At 38.3% G+C, this 18502-nt stretch carries 21 protein-coding genes; 3 read left to right on the top strand and 18 right to left on the bottom strand.

The features are described 5' to 3' along the window. Nucleotides 1–33 precede the first annotated feature (33 nt). From DBO93_RS02210 to nudE, 3 genes are all read right to left on the bottom strand, one after another. Nucleotides 34–618 carry a YceI family protein gene (locus DBO93_RS02210; protein ID WP_162533701.1) on the bottom strand — a complete coding sequence of 195 codons (585 nt, stop codon included), beginning with the start codon at nt 616–618 and terminating at the stop codon, nt 34–36. A 92-nt stretch (nt 619–710) separates the two neighbouring features. After that, nucleotides 711–1532, bottom strand: coding sequence for a 3'(2'),5'-bisphosphate nucleotidase CysQ (gene cysQ / locus DBO93_RS02205; protein ID WP_108454871.1), 822 nt, complete (start codon nt 1530–1532; stop codon nt 711–713). Beyond that, nucleotides 1529–2086 (bottom strand): ADP compounds hydrolase NudE, encoded by a 558-nt coding sequence (gene nudE, locus DBO93_RS02200; protein WP_108454870.1) that lies wholly within the window; start codon nt 2084–2086, stop codon nt 1529–1531. The genes cysQ and nudE overlap by 4 nt, the downstream gene beginning before the upstream one ends. Nucleotides 2087–2279: 193 nt before the next feature. Here nudE and yrfG point away from each other — a divergent pair, with 193 nt between their 5' ends. Then, the gene (yrfG, locus tag DBO93_RS02195; protein ID WP_108454869.1) at nt 2280–2957 is read left to right on the top strand and encodes a GMP/IMP nucleotidase; all 678 of its coding nucleotides are present in this window, start codon (nt 2280–2282) and stop codon (nt 2955–2957) included. 156 nt (nt 2958–3113) lie between these two features. Here the strand turns inward: yrfG and DBO93_RS02190 are convergent, their stop codons facing one another. The 15 genes from DBO93_RS02190 to gspC all read right to left on the bottom strand — a co-directional run bounded on the left by DBO93_RS02190 (nt 3114) and on the right by gspC (nt 16585). Continuing rightward, on the bottom strand, nt 3114–4067 hold the full coding sequence (locus DBO93_RS02190) for a YihY/virulence factor BrkB family protein (RefSeq protein WP_239059078.1): 954 nt from the start codon (nt 4065–4067) through the stop codon (nt 3114–3116). A gap of 213 nt (nt 4068–4280) precedes the next feature. Continuing rightward, nucleotides 4281–4487, bottom strand: a complete 207-nt coding sequence (locus tag DBO93_RS02185; protein ID WP_108454867.1) for a CsbD family protein — start codon at nt 4485–4487, stop codon at nt 4281–4283. A 548-nt stretch (nt 4488–5035) separates the two neighbouring features. Further along, a complete protein-coding gene (locus DBO93_RS02180; protein WP_108454866.1) occupies nt 5036–5779 on the bottom strand; it encodes a type II secretion system protein N in 744 nt (247 codons plus the stop codon). Continuing rightward, nucleotides 5779–6246: a type II secretion system protein M gene (locus DBO93_RS02175; protein WP_108454865.1), complete on the bottom strand. Its 468-nt coding sequence runs from the start codon at nt 6244–6246 to the stop codon at nt 5779–5781. Before DBO93_RS02175 ends, DBO93_RS02180 begins: the two co-directional genes overlap by 1 nt. Beyond that, entirely contained in the window at nt 6243–7475 is a 1233-nt protein-coding gene (gspL, locus tag DBO93_RS02170) for a type II secretion system protein GspL (RefSeq protein ID WP_108454864.1), read from the bottom strand. The genes DBO93_RS02175 and gspL overlap by 4 nt, the downstream gene beginning before the upstream one ends. Then, complete coding sequence (gspK, locus tag DBO93_RS02165) at nt 7475–8329, bottom strand: type II secretion system minor pseudopilin GspK (protein WP_239059161.1); 855 nt, start codon at nt 8327–8329, stop codon at nt 7475–7477. The genes gspL and gspK overlap by 1 nt, the downstream gene beginning before the upstream one ends. Beyond that, entirely contained in the window at nt 8257–8490 is a 234-nt protein-coding gene (locus DBO93_RS18865) for a hypothetical protein (protein WP_239059077.1), read from the bottom strand. The genes gspK and DBO93_RS18865 overlap by 73 nt, the downstream gene beginning before the upstream one ends. Further along, nucleotides 8483–9175, bottom strand: coding sequence for a type II secretion system minor pseudopilin GspJ (gene gspJ, locus DBO93_RS02160; RefSeq protein ID WP_108454863.1), 693 nt, complete (start codon nt 9173–9175; stop codon nt 8483–8485). Before gspJ ends, DBO93_RS18865 begins: the two co-directional genes overlap by 8 nt. Then, the gene (gene gspI / locus DBO93_RS02155; protein ID WP_108454862.1) at nt 9172–9570 is read right to left on the bottom strand and encodes a type II secretion system minor pseudopilin GspI; all 399 of its coding nucleotides are present in this window, start codon (nt 9568–9570) and stop codon (nt 9172–9174) included. Before gspI ends, gspJ begins: the two co-directional genes overlap by 4 nt. Then, on the bottom strand, nt 9554–10180 hold the full coding sequence (gspH, locus tag DBO93_RS02150; protein ID WP_108454861.1) for a type II secretion system minor pseudopilin GspH: 627 nt from the start codon (nt 10178–10180) through the stop codon (nt 9554–9556). Before gspH ends, gspI begins: the two co-directional genes overlap by 17 nt. A 27-nt stretch (nt 10181–10207) precedes the next feature. Further along, on the bottom strand, nt 10208–10642 hold the full coding sequence (gene gspG / locus DBO93_RS02145; RefSeq protein ID WP_108454860.1) for a type II secretion system major pseudopilin GspG: 435 nt from the start codon (nt 10640–10642) through the stop codon (nt 10208–10210). 2 nt (nt 10643–10644) lie between these two features. Then, complete coding sequence (gspF, locus tag DBO93_RS02140) at nt 10645–11868, bottom strand: type II secretion system inner membrane protein GspF (protein ID WP_108454859.1); 1224 nt, start codon at nt 11866–11868, stop codon at nt 10645–10647. An 82-nt stretch (nt 11869–11950) separates the two neighbouring features. After that, entirely contained in the window at nt 11951–13528 is a 1578-nt protein-coding gene (gene gspE, locus DBO93_RS02135) for a type II secretion system ATPase GspE (RefSeq protein ID WP_108454858.1), read from the bottom strand. A 2-nt stretch (nt 13529–13530) separates the two neighbouring features. Continuing rightward, entirely contained in the window at nt 13531–15537 is a 2007-nt protein-coding gene (gspD, locus tag DBO93_RS02130) for a type II secretion system secretin GspD (RefSeq protein ID WP_108454857.1), read from the bottom strand. A gap of 94 nt (nt 15538–15631) precedes the next feature. Next, the gene (gene gspC / locus DBO93_RS02125; protein ID WP_108454856.1) at nt 15632–16585 is read right to left on the bottom strand and encodes a type II secretion system protein GspC; all 954 of its coding nucleotides are present in this window, start codon (nt 16583–16585) and stop codon (nt 15632–15634) included. Nucleotides 16586–16787: 202 nt separating this feature from the next. Between gspC and hslR the strand changes: the two genes are divergently transcribed. Continuing rightward, a complete protein-coding gene (gene hslR, locus DBO93_RS02120; RefSeq protein WP_108454855.1) occupies nt 16788–17201 on the top strand; it encodes a ribosome-associated heat shock protein Hsp15 in 414 nt (137 codons plus the stop codon). A gap of 9 nt (nt 17202–17210) precedes the next feature. Continuing rightward, nucleotides 17211–18068 (top strand): Hsp33 family molecular chaperone HslO, encoded by an 858-nt coding sequence (gene hslO, locus DBO93_RS02115; RefSeq protein WP_108457708.1) that lies wholly within the window; start codon nt 17211–17213, stop codon nt 18066–18068. Nucleotides 18069–18502: the final 434 nt, after the last annotated feature.

Genomic DNA, 18502 nt, shown 5'->3' with positions numbered 1-18502 from the left:
TTCAGTGCCTTTAATTAATTCTTACGACAAATATTATCGTATGAAGGTAACCGAAAAGCTAACAGGCACAACGTAATCGATGCTAGGTAAAGAGGCTAACTCTTTGAGCTTATTGATACCAGCTACAATACCAAATGCATCTGCCTGAATAAAAAATGGCTTGATAGTATTAACCAATATTTTATCCGCACTTAACTTGATGACACTGACTTCAATCGTTACAGTTTGCTGCTCACCATGAAAATCCACTACGCCGCTAACGCTAAGCTTTTTATCTGCACCAATGGTTAGGTTATTGAGCAATGACTTATCAAGCGTCGCAGTAAAATTTGCTGTGCTATATTTATCGCTTTCAAAAACGAATTTTTTCATTCTATCATCACGAATAGCAATATTAGTATTAACGCTGGTAAGGTCAACACTGATATTTACTTGTGCTTGCTCGTTGATATTACCAGCAAGCTTTGCAAAGTTATGATTTTCGGCAATATTCGCTTTTTTAACTGATATAAAGCTCAGCTCAGAATTTGCATTGTCGAGTTTCCATGCAGCTAATGCCGGTAAACTTACTGTTGCTGTCAACAGTAGGGAAATTAATATTGAGGATGTTTTACGCATGATTTTCTCCATGTAAGATAAGTTTATTTCGAGCTAATTTACTGATAGCAACTAACACTGTGTATTTATGAACTGGGCTTAAGCGTTGTTATTTATAAACGCTTTGCTCTATGCGGCTTAATAATATCTTGCCAAGGAATTTCTTTATTCCCTAACGAGATAAAATCAGGCTGCATTAACGTTTCACGCTGATTGTACGTTAATGGTTTAAATTCACTATCGATTATGCTGCCACCGGCTTGTTCAATTATACAGTGACTTGCGCCAGTATCCCACTCACCGGTAGGTCCAACACGTAAATAACAGTCAGCACCACCTTCGGCAATTAAACAGTTTTTTAACGAGCAGCTTCCTAAAGCGACATGATCAAAATCATATTTATCATTTAAATACTGCCCCATTAAGTTGATATCTTGTCGACGGCTGATAGCGACTTTTATACGACGTTGACCATCATAGTGTGCCACGTGTATTTTATGGCTACCCACATCATTTTCTTTAAAAGCGCCTAAATTATTTTGAGCATAGTAAGTTAATTGGTGATCAGGAGCATGAATAACACCAATGCTTGGCCATCCGTTCTCGACTAACGCAACATTAACCGCAAAATCACCACTGCCAGCAATAAACTCCCCTGTGCCATCGATAGGATCTAACAGCCAATAACGAGACCATTTACTGCGCTGTGCTAGCCCTAAAGCTCCAACTTCTTCAGAAATAATAGGAATGTCAGGGGTTAGTCTTTTTAATTCATCCATTAAAATATCATTTGCCGCGATGTCGGCACTGGTAACAGGACTGTTATCTTCTTTTATCTCGGCAGTAAAGTTGCCTTGTTTATAAAAGCGTGCAACTTCTTGTCCCGCTTTTTTAGCACTTTCAAGCGCCACTGATAATAACTTTTCATGATTCATACAATAGCTCCTAAGTGATCCTTTACTAATAATAAAGCGGCAATACTGCGCGACTCATTGAAGTCTTGCTGTTGCAATAATTCATGATGATTTGCAAGTGGCCAAGGGACTATCTCTAACGCTTCGGGTTCATCTCCAAGCAGTTTTTCCGCATAAAGATTCTCAGCAAGAAATATCGTCATTTTAGCATCAAAAAATGCTGGAGCCATGGCAACAGTGTGAATTGACGTTAACGTTTCAGCACCATAACCAACTTCTTCTTTTAATTCTCTATTAGCGGCTTGTGCGGCAGTTTCGCCGGCATCAATAAGGCCTTTTGGGAAACCAAGCTCATAGGTGTGCGTGCCGCCACAGTACTCTCGTACGAGCAACATAGTATGTTTATCAAGCATAGGTACAATCATCACTGCCCCACGACCTTTACCATACATGCGTTCATATTCTCGCTTTTCGCCATTACTGAATGTTAAGTCAACTTGTTCAATAGTAAATAAGTGACTTTTGGCAACCTGCTTACGCGCGGTGATTTTTGGTAATACTTTTTTTGTTGTCATAACGCCCTTTATTGCAACAACTTAAGTGATGTTTTTCATCTAGAAAAGCTAAAGTTTAACCATAGCACGATAACATTGAATACATAACCATACTGCTTGGGTATAATAGCCGTTGGGGTAATTATTTAATTGCATAGTTACCATCAGTCTCATTGAGACATTCTATAATAAACGTGTTTCAAGGGAAAAATCTATGCTTGATTGGTCAAAAATTTCAACTGTTTTACTGGATATGGATGGCACAATCCTCGATTTACATTTTGACAACCACTTTTGGCTACACCATTTACCACAACGCTACAGTGAATTACACGCTGTAAGCTTGGTTGAAGCTAAAGCGTCGTTAATGTCACACTACGAAAAAGTAGCAGGAACAATCGACTGGTATTGCCTAGATTACTGGTCCGAACAAACTCAATTATCAATAACCGACTTAAAGCGCGAAATTCAGCACTTAATTCAATTACGCTCTGATGCACATGACTTTCTAGTTGCATTGAAATCATCTGGCCGTGATATCGTGCTTGTTACTAACGCTCATCCTGATAGTTTATCGCTAAAAATAGAACGCACATCGTTAGATAAATACTTTGATACGCTTTACTCAACGCACGAGTTTGGTGTCACAAAAGAGTCACAATTACTCTGGCAGCGCCTACAAGAAAAACATGGTTTTGAACTAGAAAGCACACTATTTGTTGATGACAGCTTAGTGATACTCGATTCAGCAAAAAAATATGGTATTGGCCATTTATTAGCGGTAGCTAACCCTGATAGCAAACAAGCTGCAAACGTATTTAAAGAATACCCTTCAATTACTGACTATCGTGTTTTATTAACTGAAATAAATAACAACACACCAAACAATTAATTCATAGTTTTACGATGATTCGCCTCGGTTAATACAGATAGTTAAGACAGTTAATTTAACCAAGGCCAAATATCTTTTTACCCGCTCGTTATTCTCCAACGTTTTCCAAGCAAGTTAGCAAACGCTGTTAATAGCTAACAAAAAAATACAAAAAACTTATTGCTTCAGATCACTAGGACCATTGTTAGCAACGTAAGCTCCTCTTTTACCTTTGGGTTTTTCTTCTCCCGTGGTTGTATCTTCTTCAGTTTGCAGTTCTGCCGCGGCATTTATCGCAGCACCCAATAAAATAGTAAAAGCGGTGACATAAAACCACATCAATAAAATAACGACGCCGCCCATTGAGCCATACGTTTCGTTATAACTGGCATACTCGGTAATGTACAAATTGAAAAAATAGGATCCTACAAGCCAAAATAAGGTCGCTAATACAGCACCAGGTGTGGTCCAACGCCATTTTGCAGATGCGCGATGTGGTGCATATTTGTATAAGCTTGCTAGCGATAAGTTAAATAGAATCAGCAAAATTGGCCATGTCACCCAACTTAGTAAAGATTGGCTTGTTTCGTCAAGCATACTCAACGCGAATGGAATAATAACAATCATAAGTAACATCAACAGCATGGTTAATATTGTTGCCAACGTTAGCATTGTACGCACGATAATCATTTTTAAAAATGAACGTGTTTTCCCTTCCTTATAACTTATATTGCATGCTGTAATTAATGCTACAGAGCCTTTGCCGCCACTCCAAATAGCTAATAAAAAACTAAAAACAAACCCCACACTTAATGCACTATTATCTGTCGTTAATAAACTTTCAATCTGCGCTTCTAATATTTCTCTACTTTGCTCAGGTATTACGCCAACCAAAAGGCTCATATGTTGAAGAAGAGTTTGTTGATCGGTAAAAAGGCCATACATAGAAACCAATGCAGCTAATAATGGAAACATCGCTAATAAGAAATAAAACGCAACACCTGCAGCTATAAGTGACATGTTATCTTGTTCAACTTTATGCATAACGCGCTTAGTTATCTGCCACCAGTTTGCTAGTGAAAATTCTTGTGGGTGCATTATTTCATTATTTGAACTCATCTTTGAACTCATATAGGTTGGCCTCTATTTCTGCATATTTTGAGCTGAAGAGCTCTGCAAACCATTTGCCGATAAGCCCGGCTATGTTAGATTTTTTCACTTTATCGCTATCAGTAATAAATTTAGTCAGTCATTAATATTTGTTCTGAGATTGCAAGTTGGGCTGAAAGCCTATAAAAGCTGTCAGCCCAAATCTAGGGATACATTTAAGCTAAAGTAGTACAGTTATTGGCAATCATTATCCTTACAAAAACGATCAACCTCTTTTTCTGCCTCCTCTTTAGACTTGCCATAACGCTCTTGGATCTTGCCGGCTAATTTTTCTTTCTCACCATTGATTATATCCATGTCGTCATTGGTTAAATCGCCCCATTGCTTTTGGGCTTCACCTTTTACTTGTTTCCATTTTCCTTCAAAAGTATCTTTGTTCATAGTTGCACTCCTATAATTTCAAATTAGGTGATATACAGTGCTCAAACTAAAGCACTCACCCATATGTTTGCAAAACTCAGGCCACGAACTAAACCATTGAAAATAAATAAAAATATCCAACATGGGAATATCTCACAGATATTTTTTATGAAAGTATTACAAGCCATCATGTATTAGTTACAAAAATCAGGAAGTCGTCGTTATTTAGTCAAACAAAAGCAGAATTTTTTCTATAAATACGAGTTATCCTAAAATACAGGCTGTACTGATTACGCTTAACCATAGATTGTAAATTGCTTAATGGTTTGAATAGTTAAAGTAATCGCAGGATATTTCATAAATTAAACTAGAGACGATTTAATTATGTGAAATTTAGAGAGACTGCTGCACTAAATAGTGAAATCAGTGTTGTCGTTAATAATAAATACGCTCAAGATGACTTATCATGAACGACATTAATAAACGTGGTGTAGGGTATATATTTTAGCGAGGATAAAAGCTAAGTCTATGAAAGACAATCTAAAATTATCTTTCATAGTAGAAATAACTTATATTTTCAAACGGTATCGGCCTTTGCTATCTGGTTTTCCTAAAAAGCTTAATACGGCTTTTAATTGCTCAGGAAACTTCTCTGCAGGTGTTAAATAGCCACTACCCGAGAAACGTCCACCTTGCTTTAACGCAGCACGATAACTTAGCCCTAGGTTATTTTTAGGGTCGATATCAGCAATAAGTTCACCGTTATCACAGGTTAATTTCGCTGTAAGCTCACCTAGCTGAACTTTTTCTTCGAAAGCCGTTACAGCAGCATTGCGCCACTTTAAGTCACCTTGAAGTTCACTACAGACCGGCGCACCAATAATAAAGCGCGAAATATTCAGCTGAAGTTGTTCATGAGCAATAATATCAATCGCTAAGTTAAGTCGCATTGCTACCGTATTCGCGGCAACATTTATTTGTGCGTCTTCAACCACCATTTCAGACAATAAACCACTGATGGTTAATTTCCCTTCTGGGCCATTGACCAACGCATTGCCAAAACTAATATCAAGTTTAGGGTTCAGCATTAATACTGAGATTAACGACAATGAGCTTTGTACTTGATTAATAATAACGTCATCAATCATGACTTGCTTAATTTCGCTATGCCAAACACTACCTTCAACCGCACCAAGTGCTATGTTCTTTGGCAGCTTAATTTGCGACACTACCCAACTGGCTGGCATTAAGGCTAAAACAAAAACACAATATGCGGTGAAAAAAATTGCTGTATAAGCAAACTTCTTTTTCATTAACTCTTTCCTAACTGTAATCGACGAACGCGAACCACACCTTGTTGGTCAGCTAAACTGAGATCTATATTTTTTACTTGTAGACCATCTCTGCTGGCTAATTGTTCTAACCAAGTTAATAATTGATTAAATGATATTTCATCAATCCAAACTTGTAACTCATCACCTTGAGGTTGCATACGGGTAATAATAATATTATTCGCTCTAGAAGTGCGATTAACAATACTCGACAAACTCGCGCCTGAACTTGCACGAGCATTGCGTTTTGCTTGTTGATAACGCTGGGTATTTTCTTCAACCCACGTCAACAACTCTTGCTGACGTTCAAGTGTTAACTTTTGCTTGTCGATGCCTTCATTCAGCGGTTGCCAAATAAGACCATATAAAATAAATATAGAAATTACTACCGACATAACTAACACTAAACGTTGCTCACGAATATTTAACTGCTGCCACCATGCTTTCATGAGCGCCCCTTCGAAGAAGTATCTGTAATACTAAATGAACCAGAAATTTGATCACCTTGATTATTTTGTGCGCCTAAATTAACCGCTAAGCCTGCTTTTTCAAAGGCGACTTTAAGCTTTTCAAAATACTGGTAATCTTTAGCGATAGTTTGCATACGTACTTCTTGACGTTTACCATCAAATTTCAATGTTTGAGGTTTAATCTCAGGCACACTCGCCAGTGCCGGCTCAAGCTTAACTAATAAAGCTAAAAAGCCAGCTACGTCATCACTATCACCTACTTCAGCAAGTTTCTGACGTAATTGTGAACGCACCGTCGAGATTCTAACCCGCTTAGTTTCAGGAAAAACAGTTTTATATTTTTCGATGATTTCAGTTTCAATAACGGCTTGCTGGCTAGATAAGCTATATAATTCAGCGCCTTTGAGACCAAAATTCAACACCAGTGCTAAACATGCAATACCAGCAACCCAAAGCCAATTTACCGTATCTGCTGAGCGCTTTTCTTTGACTTGAAATTCACCTTGTAACAAGTTGAATTTACGAGAATGATTATTCGCTAAAATAGCTAAAGGTAAGTCTTCAGGTAAATACTCAATGGTTAAATCAGCAGGTACTTCAGATAAAGCCGAATAAGCGTTAATCACTTGGCTATCTTCACTTAAACCTTGAAAGTAATTAGCAACCACTGGCCATGCGTTGGCTTCGAATGACATAACTTGCCATTCACCTAACCTAATCAATACCTGCTCGCCAAGCATAACAGCACTGCTAATGTTGGGCTCAACAGGTAATGCAAGTGCATCAGGAATTAATACTTTAGAGAATATTTCTGCTTCGGCTAACCACTGCAACCAAGTATCTAATTGTTTACGCTCAAGCGCAGCAACAAAGCAATTATGCCCTTGATCGTCTTGTTTAGTCTCACTAAAAGCAAAACACATCTCTTCAACATCTTGTGCTAGCATTTCTTCTAACATGTAGGGAGCTGCTGCACGGGTAGCTCTTTGAGATGAGCCTGGTACTTTTAGTCGCTTAATAGCGATATCACTTGCCGGTACAAAAACGACCACGTCTCGTGTTGTTGATTTTTCAGTTAGCTGAGTTAGTTCACCTGCGTTAGGCAACTCACCACTTGCTATAATATCTTCTTGTCCGTTGGTTTTAATCAGCCAGTGAATTCTACTTTCAGCTTGGCTGCCTAAACGGATAAATAAGGTTTCACCCATTACTCTCGTCCTATGATGCGACTGATCACACTTATATTATTTTTATCGTCTACTTTCATAATGGTATTTAAAGCAAAGTAACTATTATTAAAGCTTGCTGTTGTTCTAAGGTTAAAGTATTCACTTTTCACAGAAAAAAGTTGTTTTTGCTCTGGTGTAATTTTAGCTTCACTCAGTTCAGGTAATGTAAAAAATTCATCAATATTTTTAAAGCCTTCTTCACCACGGGAAGACAAAGCTTGTGATGCTTCATTTTGACTTATCCCTAACATGGCTACAAGTATTTCAGGCTGATCTTGTGCAATGGTATTAATGTTTATTTTATTCATATTCGTATTCGGCAAAACACAGGCATAGTCTTTCAACTTTTCAATGACATCAACGCTAAAGTGTTCAATCACTCGTAGCTCTGCAATACTGGCAATATAATTATTAGCGGCTAGGTAAGGAAACTCTTTCGCGGCATAGTCACTGTCTTCTGCGCCACCTGAGCTAGAAATACTACCATCAGCGTCCAACCAGTCAGTAAGAGCATCAGCCATATATTCTGCTTCAAAATTACCGACACCTTCAATACTGATAGCAATTAACAATTCTTCAAAAGCTGTTCTTGCTGGTGATTTTTTCGCTGCATTGCCAATACCACTCGAACTGTCATCTTCACTTACTTTTAGAGAATTTAAATTAAAACAACTATTTAAATCGGTGATCTCACCGGTTATTTCACCAAAATCAACGGGAAAAGTATTTTCCCCTTGTGCCCACACTTGCCCTAAATGTGTTACTTCGGCATCGGCTTCAAATGATTGAATGAGTACTCGCTTTGCAAATGCCTCAGCCCCATGGCATACCAGTATGCTTGTTGGTTGGAGCCAATATTGGTTGTACGCTGCATTTGTAATTGCAACCTTGCAGTCATTTGTGTAGCTAAAATAGCGATTAACGCAATAATCAGCATAACCGTAATTAACGCAACCCCTTTGGGTATAGGCTTAATAGCTATAACTTTACTCACGGCTATCGTCCTCATCTTGCGAACTATCGCCAGCAACAATAAATTGTCTACGAATAATACCGTAATCTTTTGTTTCTAATTCAATAGCAATAGCCTGTGGCAAGTTGTCGCCCTGTCGTGTTTTTTGCCACTTTTTTCCATCATAAAATTCAAAACTTAGGTTTTCAACCTTAGAAATTAATGGTCTTACTTTTGGCTCTTCGCCCAATACAGCGTCAACAAAGTTAAAATGTACCCGCTCTACCGTATTTTCATTTAATTGATAAGCTACTGACTGCATATCGCTGCGAGGTAAGAGTAACCCTGGATTAGTCCAACCATGACGAACAAAAGCAATAGCCTGTTCACTCGTGGTGTAACTTTCAGTATCTGTGTGTAAAAAGCCAGTTTGGGGCGATTCACCATTTAAGCGCACACTTCGCCTAGCTATTTGCAACATATCACGTTCGATAATTAAAAAACCCCGTTGCAGTTCATTTATGCGATCAGTGCGTTCTTTAGTTACGGTATCACTGTTGAGTACGGTTTCGAAAATACTAAAACTTGCCATGCTGATCACTGAAAAAATAGCGATGGCGATCAGTACTTCTAATAAGGTAAAGCCTTTACTCGATGTAAGACTTGATTTAGATCTAAAAGGCTTAATAGAGTTAAACGCTCGACAATTTATACCAGCAGTATTCATTGGCTTTGCTTCGATATGTAGGTCATTAAGCTAGTTAATGCTGCGGGATCTTTTTCATCAAGCCGCACCTCCATAACAATAGCCCGCATGTCATTATCGGTAGTTTTAATAACTTTTTGCTGCCAAAACCATTCTTGCCCAGCAAGCTCTACTTTGCCTTTTTTATTATTTTTTGGTGGCCATGTATCATCGAGTGTCACTTCGACTAATTGATTTGATGCAACCCAACTCGCTACGATTTTACTTTCTAAATATCCTAAATTTCGTGCGTTAGTGTCTGCAGTACCTAAAATGGCAATACCAGCGATCGAAAATACCGCCATCGCCAGCATAACCTCAATTAAGGTAAACCCTTTTTGCAACTTGCGACAATAACAATTAGCGAGCGTTAGCATTCACTATCGGCCCTTCTATTGTAAGTGGTGTAGTATATATGCCAGTCACTTTAAAACTGATATTCTCATCGCCATCAATAGCAAATTCCGCCAATGAAAACGTTAAACTAAAGGGGGTAATTTCACCGCCAGAGAGCATATAAACTTGAGGGATGGTTTTTTTCTTTTCGGTTTCAGTAAAGTCTTCTTCTTCGTCTTCGTTGATCAATACAGAAGAGTCGAATAATAGAGGTTCTTCGATAGGTAAGTCATCAAGTTCTAGCGTTAACTCAAGACCTTCAGGTAAAGTATACACGCTAAATAATGGGTTATCGGCAATAGGTGACCAACTGACGCCGTCATAACCGAGAAATTGATAGCTATTTTCTTCGATGAATAAGCCTAATTCCACATTATTTAGCAAACCATATTCTGCAGCGACGTCAAAAACACCCGCAAAGCGAGCACTGTTTTGTTCTAATAATTGTTCAGGTTTATTACCTGAAAAAGTAAATTGGATTGCAGAAACCATCACACCAATTAACACAATCACCAGCATCACTTCAATTAAGGTAAAACCTTGGTGACGACGCGGATTTAGTTTTGGGCGATGGCCTATGTTAAGTTTCATATCAAATTAATAATCAATAGTGATTGATTATTGATAATCGCCTAAATTCCAGTTGCCAATATCATCATCTGTACCGGGTTCGCCATCAGGTCCCATAGAAAATACGTCCATTGCTCCGTTTTCTCCAGGGTTAAGTAATTGATATTCACTTCCCCACGGATCGTTAGGTAAACGTTTTACATAACCACCTTCTGGAAAACGACGAGGCATAGGTTCAATATCAGTTTCAGTTACCAATGCTTCTAAACCTTGCTCTGTACTTGGGTACTTATAATTGTCCATTTTGTACATACTTAAAGACGTTTCCAAGGCATTAATATCTGATACTGCCTTTTGCATATTTGCGCGCTCTTGGCTGCCCATAAGGTTAGGCACTACCATACTGGCTAAAATACCTAAAATTACGATAACAACCATCACTTCTAATAAGGTAAAACCTCGAACATTTCTTACTGCTTTCATTTCTAACTTCCTATTAACGTATTTAACTGAAGAATTGGCTGTAAAATAGCCATAACGATAAATAATACAACACCCGCCATTACCACCATTAATATCGGCTCAAATGCTTTTAATGATATGTTCATTACAGCTTCGAACTCACGATCTTGGTTATCAGCGGCGCGACCTAACATGTGTTCAAGTTGGCCACTTTTTTCACCACTAGCGATCATGTGTAACATCATGGGTGGAAACAGTTTAGTTTGTTCTAACGATACTCGTAAACTTGTTCCTTCTCTCACCTTGTCTGTTGACTCTTTAACACTTTGTTTAATGTATAAGTTGTCGAGTACTTCACCAGAAATTTTCATACTCTCTAATAAAGGAACGGCGCTAGCGGTTAAAATGCTCAATGTACGTGCAAATCTTGCGGTATTAACACTTGTTGCCACTTTCCCAAGACCCGGTATATTTAAAAAACGTTTGTGATAAGCAAATTTAAAACTGTCTTTTTTCAATAACTGTGACCATAGCAGCATAAGCGCCGCCACAATAACTACAATGAATAAGCCATAATCCCGCAGGAAATCACTACTGGCAATTAAGAATTTAGTTGTGGCAGGCAAATTAGCGCCCATATGTTCGAATTGACCAACAATTTTGGGCACTACGGCGGTCAATAGTATTGCGATAACACCCGTAGCAACTACGGTCATTATGACAGGATAAACCAACGCTTGAATGAGTTGTGAGCGCAGTTGTTGTCGCTTCTCAGTGTAATCAGCTAAGCGATCTAATACTTTATCAAGGTGACCTGATTTTTCACCGGCGGCAACCATAGCGCGAAATAAGCGATTAAACACTTGTGGAAACTCAGCCATACTTTCAGCTAAACCATAACCTTCGGTTACTTTCGTTCGCACAGCCATGATCATACTTTTTAAGGTGTTTTTATCACATTGCTCACCAACAGCCATTAGTGACTCTTCTATGGGTAAGCCAGATTCAACCAACGTTGATAACTGTCGAGTGATAAGTGCCAACTCGGCAGCTGATATTTTTTTTCCTGCAGTAAAAAAAGACTTTTTATTTGTTTGCTTACTTTTCTGCAAACATGGTGTTACTTCAATAGGCATTAAGCCTTGTTCACGAAGTAAATTTCGTACATGACGAGGGGTGTCACCTTCAATAACCCCTTTTTTGTTTTTGCCTCGGCTGTCTACTGCCTGATAATCAAATGCTGCCATAATTTACAATTTATATTACCTTGTTAATTACCAAGTTTTATCTTCAATTTTGCGTTTATTTTAGACACAGAAACTTGTTTTATTAATCTTCGCGTGTAACTCGCAATACTTCTTCGATGGTGGTTTCACCTAGCATGACTTTATCAAAGCCATCACGACGGATACTTGGTGTTGTAGTGCGAATGAACTTTTCAATCGCCTGCTCGCCTTTACCGTTATGAATCAATTCTCGTACTTGCTCATCAACCACAATCAATTCATGAATACCTGTTCTGCCTCGGTAACCTTTAAAATTACACTCTTCACAACCTACCGCTTTATAAATTGGCGCATTATCGTCGTGATTTAATTGTAGTAATTTACGTTCTTCCGCTGAAGTAGCGCAGCATTCGCGACAATGTGGACATAACGTTCTAACCAATCGTTGTGCTAATACACCTAATAGACTAGATGAAAGTAAGAAAGGTTCAACCCCCATATCTTCCATTCGTGTAATAGCGCCTGCAGCTGTATTAGTATGTAATGTAGATAAAACTAAATGCCCAGTTAAACTTGCTTGTACGCCAATTTGCGCGGTTTCTAAATCGCGAATCTCACCGACCATCACCACATCAGGATCTTGACGCAAAATTGCGCGTAAACCACGGGCAAAGGTCATATCTACTTTCGTATTTACTTGAGTTTGCCCAATACCTTCGATAGCGTATTCGATCGGATCTTCTACTGTTAAAATATTTCGTTCTTTGCTGTCAATTTGGCTTAAGCCTGCATACAAAGTTGTACTTTTACCTGAGCCGGTTGGGCCTGTAACCAAAATAATGCCATGAGGCTTTTCAATTAAATCAGAAAAGCGCGCTCGGTTGCCATCGGTCATGCCTAAGTCTTGCAAGTCTAAACGGGTTGAATTTTTATCGAGTAAACGTAAAACTACTCGTTCACCATGTCCTGTAGGCATAGTTGAAACACGCACGTCTACTGCTCTACCCGCTATTCTTAGGGAAATACGACCATCTTGCGGAATACGTTTTTCAGCTATATCTAGCTTTGCCATTACCTTAATACGAGAAACCAGTAATGAAGCTAATTTACGGTTAGGTTTTAACACTTCACGTAAAACGCCATCGACACGAAAACGAATTTGTAGCGCTTGCTCAAAAGTTTCAATATGTATATCGGAAGCATTCTCTTTGATCGCTTCACTTAACATGGCATTGATCAGTTTAATAATCGGTGCATCGTCTTCGTTTTCTAATAAGTCTTCAGTTTCGGTCATTTCATCGGCAAGTGAATATAAATCAACTTCATTGCCAATATCTTCCATCATTTGTTGCGCTTCTGAAGAGTCTCGCTGGTATGAAATAGTAAGCAATTGTTCAAACTCTTCAGCACTTTTATAATCAAGTGTAAAAGGCGCTTTTAATACTCGGCGCACTTCTAGCAATACATCAGCATTGAGAGTGTCTGTGCAAACTAATCGTAATTCACCATGATCATTTGCGACCAATACACTATTACGTTTTGCAAAACCAAAAGGCAAACGATAACGAATACCTTCATCTGTAATAATGTCACTAACAGCGAGTGTTGATGAATCGTTAAGCGCAGTTTCGTTTTCACTTGCCGCAACAAAAGCTTGAGTTTCTGGATCGATATCACTCATGGTTATTCGTTTTCATCCGATGATTTTTCATCACGCTTTTTCATATATTCATCAAACGACGGTGGTAATGACAATTGATCATTCCATTCCGGCAGAATAGGCAGTTTTTCATCCGATAATAACTCAAGACCATCTTCTTTCTTTTGAATTTCAAGCGCACGAATGAAGTTATATTTTTCTTTACTTAGGTCATTCATTAACTTGCCATCACGTACGATAGTTGGACGTAAAAACACCATCAAATTACGTTTACGTTTGGTGTTGCTTGTTGATTTAAACAAGTGACCAATAAATGGAATGTCGCCAAGGATAGGTACTTTTTGAACACTTTCTTGCACGTCTTCATCAATCAAACCACCTAGAATAACAGTCGCGCCGTCGTCAGCCATCACAGTGGTTTTAATTTCACGTTTGTTAATAGAGATATCAACACCTGTTGCACCACTTACTGAAGATACTTCTTGCTCAATCGTTAATTGCACGCCACTGCCTTCGTTTATTTGCGGCGTAACTTTCAATTTAATACCAATTTCCTGACGTTCAACTGTTTGGAAAGGGTTACTGTTATTACTGCCGGTTTGAGCGCCCGTGATAATAGGAACTTCTTGACCAACAATAAAATATGCTTCTTCATTATCCAGGGTAGTAATACTTGGCGTAGACAATAAGTTCGAATTAGTATCAGAACTTACCGCTTGAATAATTGCGCCCCAATCATTTTTTACAATACCGAACAATGTACCACTGACTGAACCTAACACTTGAGCAGCTAAACTGTAGTCACCATCTGTATCAGGTTGATCAGGATTCACTGTAACCGCACCGCTTTCTGACGTAACAGTAGAACCTAATGTACCCGGCGTAGACTGAGCAGCTTCAGCTGCTGCTGCAATTGAACTTATTGGTGTAACACCATTGGTAAATTGCGACATAGCACCTGACTCGTGATACCACTGCACACCGAGGTTAACGCCATCACCTTCAAAAACTTCAACAATAATAGCTTCAATAAGGACTTGAGCACGACGAATATCTAATTGACGAATAACCGCTTCGAGTGAACGTAACATGTCAGGTTGAGCGGTAATAACAAGGGTGTTAGTGTCTTCATGAGCATCAATACTCACATTACGGGTTTTACTTTTTCGCGATGCAGTAGTGGTTGAAGATGATTCTGCTTCAATAGACTCGCTAACCCCTTGTAGCACTTTCACCATGTCTTCTGATTTTGCATACTTTAAATGATAAACGCGCGTGTTGCCGTTTGATTCAAGTTCACTATCTAAGCGCGAAACTAATCTTGCTACTCGTTCGCGGGCTTTAACTTCGCCACTGACAATAACGCTGTTAGTACGTTCATCAGCAACAATGGTAGGTATTAAAAATGTCGGTGTGCCAGCGCTTTTACCTTGGCCAGATTTATTCATTGCTTCAACTATGCGAACCATTTCGCCAGCCGATGCATATTTCAAGCTAATAATCTGTACGTCTTGGTCGCCCGCTTTATCCACTCGTTCAATAATTTGCACTAAGCGATTAACTACCGCGGCAGTACCAGTAAGCATAATAACGTTAGCAGGATCATAGTTAACTACGTTGCCGCCGCCTGCTTGATCTGATAATTGACGCAGTAAAGGTGTAAGTTCACGTACCGTAACGTTTTTAACTTCAACAACACGGGTGACCATTTCATCACCAGCACCTGGGTTTTCATTACCCACGACTGGAATAGAAGAGGTTTTCGCATCTTTATTACGAATAATTTTGACAACATTATTTTCCATTTCAACCGCAGAGAAGCCATAAACCTCTAAAACGTTTAAGAAAAATTGATAATATTGCTTTTCAGTTAGTAAGTCATAACTACGTACATTAACTTTGCCTCGAACGTTGGGATCAACGATCATGGTTTTTTGCAAATTTTTACCAACAATATTGATAAATTCTGCTATTTCTGTGCCTTTGAAATTTGGAGAATATTCAGCCGCATTTATATTTGCAGAGAGCAAAACACTATTGAGTAAAACTGCAGTAACAACCCGGTAAGGCTTCGCTTATACCAAGGTGCGCTTAATAATTTGCGCATTTATTATTCCTTTTATTCTAATTATCTATACTGAAAAGTATTTGTGTCATGTCACCATTACGATCAAGTAACAGCGAAACTTCGCGTTGTTCTCTTAAAGATTTTAGTGCCTGAGCGGCTTCTCGAGGCTCAGTCAAATCAAAACCATTCATTTGTACTGCTACATCCCCTGACTTCAGACCAGCACTTTGGAAAAAAGTTGGATCTTTCGCCGGCATTAATTGATAGCCAATAATTTTGCCATTTTCTCGTTTCGGCGAAATTTTCAAATAATCGGTAATGTTACCTGGGTCACTCTCTAAATCATCTTTTAATGACTGAGTCACTTTAGCGAGTGATTTATTATTACGCTGATCGACAACATTGGGCGATGTTAATTGCAATGACGTTTTAGTACGTTGAGGTCCTGATTTTTGTTTATAGTCTGGCTGAGATGGCTTGACGTTTTTATCAAATATTAATCCTTCAAACATCAAAGTTTCAAATCCGCCTGACACTTTTAAAATAACTCTGTCGTTAAAAACATTTTCTAACGTTGCCCTAGTGCCTTTGATGTTCTCACCAATACTGTATGTTTCTTGTCTGCCTGAGCTTTCGATTACCGCAGCGGCGGTCGCTTTATCGCTACTAGCAACCACACCTGACAAAATTAGCTTTAAACGTGTTTCGGGGGCATCTTCAACAACTTCCTCAACACGCTCTACTTTTTGTTGAGAGAAAGCCCCGAAGAGATTTAATGATTGAATGGCTTTGACGTCGATTTGCTTTTTCGGTGTTGATGAAACAGCTGCTGAACCATTTAATGTTACATTAGCATTTTGCGTTGACTTAGATAAACCTAGCCAAGTTATTTGTGCACACAAAAAAGCGATATAGCAAAGCAGTACCAAAATAATTACTTGAGTAATTTTTCGTTGTGGTAGCTTGGAAAGCTGTTCAGGCGCGCTTGATAGGTTATTCAACAATGTCATTTTTTATCGTTTTTTTATTATCTTCAAATTTCAATTCGCTTTGATGATACTTGACCAATCGCTCTGCAACAAGATGTCATATTCTTTTTTAACTATAATTAGTTAACAAAATGTAAAGAAATGCATTCGAACTAGCGAAAATGAAGCCATTATGTTAACTTTCCGAAAATTTAAAATGCCGTTATAGAGTATAATTAAAACCATGAATAAACCTCATGATAATGATGCACTAAGTAATCAGTCCACCCGTTTAGACAAGTGGTTATGGGCGGCGCGCTTTTATAAAACACGAGCCATTGCAAAGCAGATGATTGATGGCGGCAAAGTGTTTTATAATGGTCAGCGTAGCAAGTCTGGTAAAGCCGTAGTTTTAGGTGATCGCATTACTATAAGACAAGGTTTTGAAGAAAAGCATGTCATTGTTATCGCGTTGACTGATAAACGCCGTGATGCAACTTTTGCACAAACACTTTACCAAGAAACAACTGAAAGCATTGAAACGCGCGAAAAAAATAATTTAGCTCGCAAGCAAGGCATTCTGCTTAGCCCCGCCAGCGATACTAAACCCGATAAGAAACAACGTCGACAAATTCGACATTTAAAAGAAAGGATATAAACAGTGGCTATGCAAAAAGATATTTTAAATCGCTATTTATTTGACAACCTACACGCGCGAGGAGAATTGGTAAACTTAAGCCAAACCTTCCAAGATATTGTTGCTTTACATGATTACCCGCAAGGTGTGAAGCAATTGCTCGGTGAGTTAGTCGCTGCCACTTGCCTATTAACCGCAACATTAAAGTTTGAAGGTGAAATTGCCGTACAACTTCAAGGTGACGGCCCAATAGGTTACTTAGCTGTAAACGGCAACAATCATCAAGAAATGCGTGGCATTGCCCGTATGGCGAGTGAAACCAATGCTACAGCCCTTAAAGATCTCATTGGCAAGGGCAATATGGTGATTACCATACGTCCAACTAACGGCGAACCTTATCAAGGTGTTGTTGCCCTTGAACAAGATACTTTAGCTGAATGCTTAGAGCATTATTTTGAGGTATCAGAGCAAATACCTACCAAGATATGGCTATTTACCGATGAGCAAACGTCACAAATTGCAGGTACATTAATTCAATTACTGCCTGACAGTGGCGATAAAGAGCAGCAAGAAGCCGATTTCGAACATTTATGCCAATTAACCAATACCATTAAACCTGAAGAAATATTTTCATTAGCTAGTGAAGACTTGCTATACCGATTGTATCATCAAGAAGAAGTAAGATTATTTGAACCACAAGCTGTTAGTTATAAATGTAGCTGCTCTGAAGATAAGTGCTTAAGTACTATTTCTCAAATTGAACCTAGTGAGTTGGAAAGTATCATTGCTGAACAAGGCAGTGTGTCGATGACCTGTGATTATTGCATGACTACTTATCAATTTGAACGACCTCAATTAGCTCAATTTATTAATGGTACAACACATTAAATAAGCTTTAGTTTGTAATTAGCTCTTGATAGCCAAAAACCTTTGGCTATCAAATTTAAACCACTTAGTTTTATTGCGACACATCGAAAATAACTTCCTCTTACTAAACTCCCTCTCTAAAACTCACAACGTCAATATCAATAAAACGGCTTTATTTTATACTTTTGTAACTATTGTTTAATTAATCTCGTTTAAAACTTGGAAAATTATCTATTCATATACTTTAATTTTACTTAGTTCATTTAACTAAAGAGGTCATTCTGTAAACACAATTTTCCATTTTAAACGTTGAAATAAATTTTATCGCAAACCTTTGCTGACAATATATTTACATTATTTTTACATGTGGTATGTTTAATCGTCGCATTGATGCGAGCTTTTGAATTGCTCTCAAATTCTAAACATTTAAGAATTAATAAATACTAGCTGATAAC

Origin of the sequence: Colwellia sp. Arc7-D (assembly GCF_003061515.1) — a bacterium.
Lineage (GTDB): Bacteria > Pseudomonadota > Gammaproteobacteria > Enterobacterales > Alteromonadaceae > Cognaticolwellia.
Note: the sequence above shows the minus strand (reverse complement) of the source record. Positions and strands in the feature narration are given on the sequence as shown.